Raw genomic sequence first — 8998 nt, forward strand, 5'->3', positions numbered from 1 at the left:
TGATGAACAAGCTAAGCTGGCTCACGCTCGTGAAGAAGGCTTAGAGGAAGGTTTAGAAAAAGGGATTCAAAAAGGACGAGAAGAAGGCATTGAACAAGGGAAAGTTCAATTAATACGTGGTATGCATAAGAATGGTATGCTGTTAGAAGACATTGCGAAATTCACTGGTCTAAGTACAGAAGAAATACGAAAACTACTATTATAATACGGAATCTGTGTAGCAATGGAACCAAATCACGCAATAAGCATTAGCGGACATTAGGAATCCTATCATGTAAAAAAGATAGGATTCCTTTTCAGTTTTATTCCGTTATATCATCTTCCTTGTATGTTAAAGTGCTTTCCCTCAACATAGAATAAAGGTTCCAATTAAACCTAATACTATTAGTAAAATTAATTAATTTAGGAGAAAAACATGAAAAATATTGTTTTAAAATTGGTTATCGCACTTTTTATATTTACAATATGTAACCATTTTAATACCAGTATTTATGCTGAAAGTATTGAAATGGCTAATAAAAACTTTTCGTTGAAACAATTAAAAGGAAAAACATCCTTTAATTGTTTTATTCCTACTGATATCGCAAAAGACTGGAACATAGAATTAAAATATCCAGAGCATGTACATGAAAATATGAAAAAAGTACAAATACACTTTCTAAATAAAACTGGTACACAATTAAAAGTTGCTATTGTTGAGAATGCAGCGGAAAATACTGATATCCAACCTGGTGATCATGGGGAAATAGTAAAAATAAAAAATATAAATGGTGTATTTCATCCATTAACAACGACAAAAAGAATTAAAGATGTCCAAGGTGGTCAATTGATCTGGATACAAGACGGAACTATGATTACACTGTTTAGTTCACGAATTTCTAAAGAAGAATTAATTAAAGTAGCTAAATCAATGCAAAAAATATAAAAAGGTATACATATGTTACTTAACATATATATACCTTTTTATATCATCTATGCTCCATTTCATTTCTGACTTGCGCTTTCTTCTTCGCTCGAATTAATGTACTCTTACTAATGCCTGTTTTTTCTTCAACTTGCTTATATGAGTGATTTTTTAATAAGGATAGTGCGTGTTCAATTTGTTTGTTGTTAAATTTTTTTGGTCGGCCTTCTCTAAAATCTTCACGTAACTTTGCAATTGCTTTTCCCTCTTGTGTACGTTCTACAATCATGTCTCTTTCAAATTCAGCGAATGCGCTCATTACGTTAAATACCAGTCTACCTGTTGGCGTATCCTCAATTAAACCCATATTAAGTATATGGACCTTTACACCTTTTTCAAATAATGTTTTGACAGTTTGTATCGCATCAACTGTGGAACGGGCAAAACGATCTAATTTTGTAACGACAAGTGTATCCCCTGTTTCTAACATAGACAATAGCTCCTGGAACTTTGGACGATTCGCTTTCGTTCCAGTGAATTTTTCGGAATAAATGTTTTCGCAGCCTTCTTTTTGTAATGCTTGAATTTGGGACTCAAGATCTTGATGTAATGTACTGACTCGTGCGTAGCCATATTTCATAAAAATTGCTCCTTTTTGCGGTTAACTTTAGACACTAAGTTATGACACCTGTCTATATACTGATATTACAGCACTTCGAAAATAGTGTCAAAACTTTTAAGTTATGAAACTATTTTTGAAGATTCTTGAAAATGTTTATTGATTTCCATATGCTAACATAATTCGATATTTTTTTAATTTGTTTGGAGGATTTTATAAAAAAAGGTCGAAACTTACTAAATTGTAATAATATTTCAAAAGGGGGAAGCGTTATGAAAAAAATTATAGCAGGGACTTTAGCCTTTGGGATGGTAATTGGAGTTGGCAGCAGTTTTGCTTCTGCAGAAGAAACAAGTAACATTTCTGTAAATGAAGAGGCGACAACCCAAACTAATTTTGAAACTATGAATATCGAATCTTTAGGAATTCAGTCCATAACTAATTCTCAATTTCAAAAAGTTTATGCAGCAATGAAAAAGTATGAAGGAACAAAATATCATTATGGTGGAAATAGTCCGAAAACTGGATTTGATTGTTCAGGATTAATGCAATGGGGTTATGGTACACAAGGAATTAAATTACCACGTACTGCCCAGCAGCAATATGATTTTACTAAGCGTATCAGTAGAAGCGCTCTTCAGCCAGGTGATTTAGTGTTCTTTAAAGGAACAAATGGGAGTAAAAAAGGCATTACACATGTTGGTATGTACATTGGAGGCAATACATTCTATAACTCTAGTACTTCAAAAGGAGTAAGTGCAGCTAAGCTAGATAATTCTTATTGGAAAAAACATATTGCCGGTTATGGAAGAATCAAATAAGGGGTCCCGCCATACCGCCATCAACTTTTAACATTTGATCTCTATTTTTAGAGTTAAAAGCACGTCACTCCTTCTTATTCTCTTATATGAATAAGAAGGAGTGACGTGCTTTTTATGAATACTCATCAGAAACAGAAGTTATCTTTATTTGCCGAAGAATTGTATCAATATATCTCTTCTAGTTCTGGTGCAAAAAGGGGTAGCACCACATTGCTATCAAGCTAAGCTTATGCAAAGGCAATTATAGTAGAGGTTGTTTCTTTTTTCTAAAGGCTACATGTAGGAAATTTAAAGATTTGCATACGAAATAAACCCTAACGGGTTTCATTTTTTTGATTTAAGCCGCTTGATTATCAGACATGGTACAATTGTAAACGACACCTAATATATCAAAGACTGTTTTCTTCTCATATCGATGAGATTTTCGCCCGTTTTGCTGTAGGAGGTTGAATAGGCGAATTAGTACCTTTGATAGCTCTTGGGTGTCCTTTTGTATTGTTTGGAACAGAAGAAAAAAATAGTCCTTAATCATATATATGGCTTTATATTCACTGAGCTCTCGCTTTTTCTTCCTGAGGAGCAATTGACGCATTTGAAACATGATGGAAGAACAGAGTAGAATGGCAATTAATTGACCATATAAATGGCACTCCAATCGTTCTGATTTTATCTTTTTACAATGATGAATGCGAAAGAATGATTTCCACGTTTTAAATAAAATTTCTATTTGCCAACGCAAAGAATACAAATCATGTACTTGTCCCATCGGGACAATTTCTGTAGGGGTATTTGTCATATATACATTAATACCACTGAGTCGTTTACTACGAGGAGAATACTTCATTCCTTTCTTCTTTTCTCTTACAACTTGATCTTGTAATCGTTTTTTTTGTTGTTCTTTTGTTAATCGATGTACAATCACACGAGTTGGTACTTTATCCTTCATTCCTACATAGGCTTCGGATATTTCACATGTTTGTCCTGGCTGAAGGGAGTTCATTAAGATTTCCATATCTATCTGTATATACTCTGTACCTTTCTTGATTCTTCCATCTTGAAAGTAATCAGGGTTGGGGTTTTTTTGATAAATGCGTGTATTCGATTTGATACGAGAGATATAGTAAGCCTTTTTATCTTGTATATGTTGAAGATCTTTCAAATGAAAATAACCTAAATCTCGGATACATAAATCATTCGCTGTTACAGTTGGGACACACAGAGAACCGTAGGTTCGATCATGTTGTTTACCTGGACCTGTATGAATATGTAGGAACTGTCCGCTTAGCAGGTCATACTCAAGTTGAATTTTCATCCCAGCTGTATGACTGCACCCTCCTGCACCTGGATAAACGAATGAAAAGATATCTGGAAGTTGAAATGCGGTGGAATCCAGAATTCGAATACGCTTGAAAACAGAAGTGAATGGAGAAGAAATCGGTATAGATGAGGCCAATTTTTTGCTTAGTAGTTCGGCTAGTATGTGTTGTGAAAATTGGACGGCCGCTTTATTAAATCGTTGATTCAGTCCTTTAGGACTGATGAGTACTTCTGTTGATGCTTCTAAACGGCTAGATAGCTGAGTTAAAGAAGTCTTAGCGACATTTTGACTCATCCATACACATAAAGCGACTAAATCTTTTGCTTGGTATTTACTGGTTCGTTGTACGAAACCAATATCTCTAGCAAGATCTCGTAAGATATTTGGAGATAAAAAGCTTTGAATCTCTTGAGCAAATAGTTGTAGCTCGTCAGATACTGAAATAGACATACAAAAAACGCCATCCTTTCCCATGATTCTACAGAAAGAATAGCGTATTTTCATTGTTTTTTGGGATTAATTTCTTAAGTTTCATGAGAATGTATAAACCTAAAATATGGTTGACAATTAAGGATTACATTTGTAATACAAGAGGGGATTTTATAAAATGAAAGAATTACCTAAAATATCGGAAGCTGAATTGGAAATCATGAAAGTTCTTTGGTCAAAATCGCCTCAAACAGCAAATGAAGTGATTGAAGCACTAGAGGTAACGATGGATTGGAAACCGAAAACGATTCGAACGCTTATTAATCGATTAGTCCAAAAAGAGGCTGTTTCTTACCATCAGGATAAAGGACGTATGTATGCATATTATCCTTTAGTGTCGCAAGATAGTTATCTACAAGAAGAAACAAAATCGCTCCTCAAACGTTTCTATGGTGCGGCATTTAAACCTTTACTTGTGAATTTCTTAAAGGAAGAAAAACTATCTTCAGAAGACATTAACGAACTCAAACGTATTCTGGATGAGAAGACTGAGGAAAATCAAAGGAAGGATAGATAAAGATGATAGATATGTTTGTAAACGTCTATCTACCTCGATTTTTTGATTGGGTGATAGAAACATCCATTATGGCAAGTATATTAGTTGGTCTAATCTTATGTGTCAAAATCTTGCTTAGAAACAAATTAACTCCACGATGGCAATATATATTATGGATGATATTAATTGTAAGACTTCTATTGCCATGGTCACCAGATAGTTCCTACAGTATCTATTCTATCCTTTCGTACAGTAATGGAACTTCTGATACCTTTCATCAAGAGCCTGTAGCTGTTTCTTCTTCAAAAGAACGGACAGATATAGACGATACAAAGATAGTCACAAAAAAAGAAAACTATGTATCTGGTTTAACACAACCAGCCGAAAGTAAGAAACAAACATACAGTAATCAAAAGCAAAACGATGATACATTTTCACTTTATACAGTCGCTTTATATATTTGGCTTGCTGGGGTTATCATTCTAGCTTTTGCAACCGTAATTATGAATAGACGTTTACTTCTTTACATAAAAAAGCAACCTGTGATTACAGATGAAAGAATTGTCAAAACTTTTGAGAACTGTAAGAAGTCTATGTCTGTTCAACAGGATATCCCACTCCTCTTAGCTGGGAAAATCTCAAGTCCAACCGTTTTCGGATTCTTTCGTCCAAAGGTCTTATTATCAAGTGTACATATGAAAGTACTAGATGATCAACAACTACGATATATTTTTCATCATGAATTGGCTCACATTAAACGAAGAGATGTTGGTGTGAATTGGCTTATGCATGGCTTACTCATCCTAAATTGGTTTAATCCAATTCTTTGGTATGCCTACTCATGCATGCGGGAAGATCAGGAAATGGCATGCGATGCGTTTGCTCTTACATATATAGATTCAGAGGAACAACTTGCATATGGTCATACTATTATTAGCCTGTTAGAACACTATTCAGGTTATTATCAAGTGCCAAGCTTAGCGAACTTAAGCAGAAATAAAAGAACGTTGAAAAGGAGAATTTTTATGATTAAAAAATTCCAAAAGAGATCTTATCGTTGGTCTGCAGTTGGAATGATGGCAATCATTACTGTAGCTACACTTTCATTAGTGAATGCAAATGCAGAAGAAACTCATCCCAATTCAAAAGATTCACTATTGGCAAATGCAGAGGATACTCCTACATCTGTAAACAAGGAAGATAAGGCATCAAATTCAATTTCTATGATTATAGAAAAATTATATGGTACGCCCGAACAGGTAGAACAAGATTTTGGGAACTTAAAAGGTGAATATGATCCAATTTTCAAGAACTTAGTAGGTGAATATGATACAGTCTATGAGGAATTTACAGTAGCTCAAAAATATTTAACAAAAGAAGAATTTAAGCTGTTTGTACAGTTGAAGCAAGAGGAACTTTCTATGGCGAAAAAAGCAGTGATTCAAGAAGGAGATAAAAAACGTTACGATTACTACAACCTTTGGAGTACGGAGGATAAGAAAAGAGTAGATAAGCTTGTTAATGAAACAAATTCTCTTTATAAGAAAATTTATAAACATTTTACATTTACCATAGAAGAAGCGCAAAAATTAGTTGATTTTCCGATAAAAAAACCAAATTATATTCCAGAAGGATACCATCCAGTGAAAGAACAGGTTGACTCAAATATTACAATAGGAAAACCAAAACCTGTAGTTAGAACTGAATATGAAGATGGGGTCGCTGGTCAAATCGTCATCGAACAATCAGAAGTCCTAGGAGCGAAAGCAGATCCTTGGAATAGAAAAGGTTTCCATATGTTTGAAGAGTATGAACTAGAGTTTGTAAAAGGTATGGAGAGGCTGGGTGGGAACCAAGTGACCTTTGGTAAGTCCAGTGATAGTAATGTAACAGGAATGAAGATGATTGTTCCTGCAAAAGATGGAAAAGGTGCGTATCAAATAGTAATCACCGTTAGTATTTTAAACAAAGCTGAACTAGAAAAGATTATGCTTTCCATGCTAAATTAAAAAACAGAGTTCTTAAGATAAGCATCTTAAGAACTCTGTTTTTTTGAGAAGAGCTTCTATCTTGAACTGAAGAAACTTAGGATTTCTAAAATAACTAAAATTTAATTAACCATAGAGATATAAAATTTTCATTTTGGGGGTACTTCAGCATCTTAGCTTGATGGACATGGGGTAGCACCACATGCCCATCAACTTAAGAAATTCGTTGTTACCCAAAACTAAAAAAATGAGCTAAATTGTTATAAATAATTGTAGATAGATAAAGATTTTCGTTTACGGGGTACTTCATAACCTTAGCTTGATAGTGATGTGGCGAGACCCATATACTGAATATAAAATATGAAATTTTACATATTTGCGTATTAGGTAATGGTATTAACTTAGAATTACTATATGCTAGATTAGAGGTTTATACTCAAAGTCTATAATGTTTTAATGGAAGTAACAGCCATATATATCCATTTCAATTCTTCGACATACCTACTATGCAGAATACAACATGATCTGCACTTGCTTTCTCATTTTGATGTGGTGGGAAAAGTCATGACCGTTTCTATACGCGGTCAGATGCTCCCCTTCAAAATTATATATAGGTATAATTTTGACTTGTATGAAATAAGAGAGGGGGGATAAGTAAATTTAAGAAGTAGCCATAGTAAGAAGAATTTTTATTGTATTAACGTAATAAAAGGATACAAAGGGCTAGTGAGGAAATCGACGTTTCGTATGAACGTTAGAATGGATTTAAATGAAAGGACTGATTTATATGAGTAGAAGAAAGAATCATAGATTACAAAAACCAATGAAAGTACTTATGACATCTGCTGTTTTGACAACGACATTATTTACATCTATGACTGTAAATAGTTTGAACATTCATGCTGAAACTACACAACCCCAGGCACAATATGAAGAGAGAAAGTTTGAACTTCCAAGTACAGGACATTATATGGGTGAAGCAGCAAGAGAAAGAAGAAGTGAGCAACGAAACTATGTGCCAACAGGAATTTATGTAAAACCGAATGAGCAAGTCACAATTGAAGTATTGGGACTATCAGGATTAGAAAAGCTTGGAGCAACTATTGGGACAAATGAATATGATAAAGAAGGGGGAAAAGCATTTCGTCTTTCTCCTGGTTCTAACACCATCTCCTCTCCAAACGGTGGTTTATTAGGGTTTGATAACTCTGAAGGGAAAGGAACTGTTAAGGTGAAAGTAACACAAGGCGGGTGCCCTGTTCCATTCTTTGAATTAGGGAAGCATACGAAAGAGGACTGGATTGCTATGATGGACAAGTATCCAGATGCGCATGCTGTTCAATTAAAGTCAAAGAAAGCAGTACTTACTGTTACTCGTGATAGTGCCAAGAAATATATTGTGGATCAAGATCCTGTTCCCCTATTAGAAAAATACGATGAAATGATTCGAGCGCAAGATAAAATATCGGGACTTTCTGAAACAAGTTCTAATCCGTTACATCGTTCAACTCGCCGTCTTTGGGCTTTTGTAGAGAACCCTAACAACCCACCGGGCATGTACATGTATGCAGGTCGGGATGGAGTCGTATTTACTACTGCTTATGACGCAATTAAAAGTGCTTTAAATGTAAATGAATTTGGATGGGGACAAATGCATGAAGCAGGACACACAAGGCAACAATACCCTTGGACGTGGGCTTCGAATGGAATGACTGAAGTCACTGTTAATATATATTCTTTAGCTGCACAAAAACAATTATTCCCGAATCAACCAACACGTTTAGAAAAAGAGGGGGATTACGATAGAGCCTCTAAATACTTAAAACAAACAGATAAAGAGTATAAAAATATTGATGACTTGTTTGTGAAACTTGTTATGTTTTGGCAACTTCATTTAGCATATGGGGAAGATTTTTATCCGAATCTTCACAAACTATATCGAGAGTTACCAAAGGATAAACTTCCAGAAACTGATGAAGATGAAATACAAGCATTTATTTACAATACATCGAAGGTAGCGAAACAAAATTTACTTCCATTTTTTGATCAATGGGGACTAAAAGTATCACAAGAAACAAGAAAAAAAGTAGAAGCTTTGAACTATCCAACATTAACTGCCCCTATATGGGAAGCGACGGATGCGAAACCTGTTAAACCAATTGCCGCGTATGGTCCAAGAAAATAATGAAAGCAAGTGTGTGATCTAGCTAGTAATGCAATCGAGGTTCTGGTGCAAAAACTTTAATATACGTGTAAGTAATCTCTAAAACTTGGACATACTGATCTTATTACTCTAGAAAAGGTGTGATCGGTATGGCAAAGGAACATGTATTCAAGTGGAAACATTATCAGCCTGATGTTAT

7 protein-coding genes and 1 pseudogene are annotated in these 8998 nt (G+C 34.6%); 6 read left to right on the plus strand and 2 right to left on the minus strand.

From position 1 onward, the window contains the following. Window positions 1-205, plus strand: a pseudogene (locus tag JDS96_RS28895) (Rpn family recombination-promoting nuclease/putative transposase); the annotation flags it as partial. Window positions 206-415: 210 nt separating this feature from the next. Continuing rightward, complete coding sequence (locus JDS96_RS28900) at window positions 416-925, plus strand: DUF4367 domain-containing protein (RefSeq protein ID WP_199668877.1); 510 nt, start codon at window positions 416-418, stop codon at window positions 923-925. 43 nt (window positions 926-968) lie between these two features. On the opposite strand, the gene JDS96_RS28905 is transcribed toward JDS96_RS28900, so the two are convergent. Beyond that, window positions 969-1544 (minus strand): recombinase family protein, encoded by a 576-nt coding sequence (locus JDS96_RS28905; protein ID WP_199668878.1) that lies wholly within the window; start codon window positions 1542-1544, stop codon window positions 969-971. A 251-nt stretch (window positions 1545-1795) separates the two neighbouring features. Here JDS96_RS28905 and JDS96_RS28910 point away from each other — a divergent pair, with 251 nt between their 5' ends. Further along, window positions 1796-2344 carry a C40 family peptidase gene (locus JDS96_RS28910; protein WP_199668879.1) on the plus strand — a complete coding sequence of 183 codons (549 nt, stop codon included), beginning with the start codon at window positions 1796-1798 and terminating at the stop codon, window positions 2342-2344. Window positions 2345-2681: 337 nt separating this feature from the next. Here JDS96_RS28910 and JDS96_RS28915 read toward each other — a convergent pair whose 3' ends face one another. Next, window positions 2682-4112 carry an IS4 family transposase gene (locus tag JDS96_RS28915; protein ID WP_199668880.1) on the minus strand — a complete coding sequence of 477 codons (1431 nt, stop codon included), beginning with the start codon at window positions 4110-4112 and terminating at the stop codon, window positions 2682-2684. Between the two features lie 157 nt (window positions 4113-4269). On the opposite strand from JDS96_RS28915, the gene JDS96_RS28920 reads away from it, so the two are divergent. The 3 genes from JDS96_RS28920 (at window position 4270) to JDS96_RS28930 (ending at window position 8820) form a co-directional block, all read left to right on the plus strand. Beyond that, window positions 4270-4668, plus strand: a complete 399-nt coding sequence (locus JDS96_RS28920) for a BlaI/MecI/CopY family transcriptional regulator (RefSeq protein WP_199668881.1) — start codon at window positions 4270-4272, stop codon at window positions 4666-4668. A 2-nt stretch (window positions 4669-4670) separates the two neighbouring features. After that, window positions 4671-6656: a M56 family metallopeptidase gene (locus tag JDS96_RS28925; RefSeq protein WP_199668882.1), complete on the plus strand. Its 1986-nt coding sequence runs from the start codon at window positions 4671-4673 to the stop codon at window positions 6654-6656. A gap of 766 nt (window positions 6657-7422) precedes the next feature. Further along, window positions 7423-8820: a M60 family metallopeptidase gene (locus JDS96_RS28930; protein ID WP_199668883.1), complete on the plus strand. Its 1398-nt coding sequence runs from the start codon at window positions 7423-7425 to the stop codon at window positions 8818-8820. Window positions 8821-8998 lie beyond the last annotated feature (178 nt).

Source organism: Bacillus cereus group sp. N21 (assembly GCF_016483395.1).
Classification (GTDB): domain Bacteria; phylum Bacillota; class Bacilli; order Bacillales; family Bacillaceae_G; genus Bacillus_A; species Bacillus_A pseudomycoides.

Bases quoted from the DNA above. Each gene is read 5' to 3' on its own strand.
- JDS96_RS28900 (WP_199668877.1), top strand. From the start codon at position 416: ATGAAAAATATTGTTTTAAAATTGGTTATCGCACTTTTTATATTTACA.
- JDS96_RS28905 (WP_199668878.1), bottom strand. From the start codon at position 1,544: ATGAAATATGGCTACGCACGAGTCAGTACATTACATCAAGATCTTGAG.
- JDS96_RS28910 (WP_199668879.1), top strand. From the start codon at position 1,796: ATGAAAAAAATTATAGCAGGGACTTTAGCCTTTGGGATGGTAATTGGA.
- JDS96_RS28915 (WP_199668880.1), bottom strand. From the start codon at position 4,112: ATGTCTATTTCAGTATCTGACGAGCTACAACTATTTGCTCAAGAGATT.
- JDS96_RS28920 (WP_199668881.1), top strand. From the start codon at position 4,270: ATGAAAGAATTACCTAAAATATCGGAAGCTGAATTGGAAATCATGAAA.
- JDS96_RS28925 (WP_199668882.1), top strand. From the start codon at position 4,671: ATGATAGATATGTTTGTAAACGTCTATCTACCTCGATTTTTTGATTGG.
- JDS96_RS28930 (WP_199668883.1), top strand. From the start codon at position 7,423: ATGAGTAGAAGAAAGAATCATAGATTACAAAAACCAATGAAAGTACTT.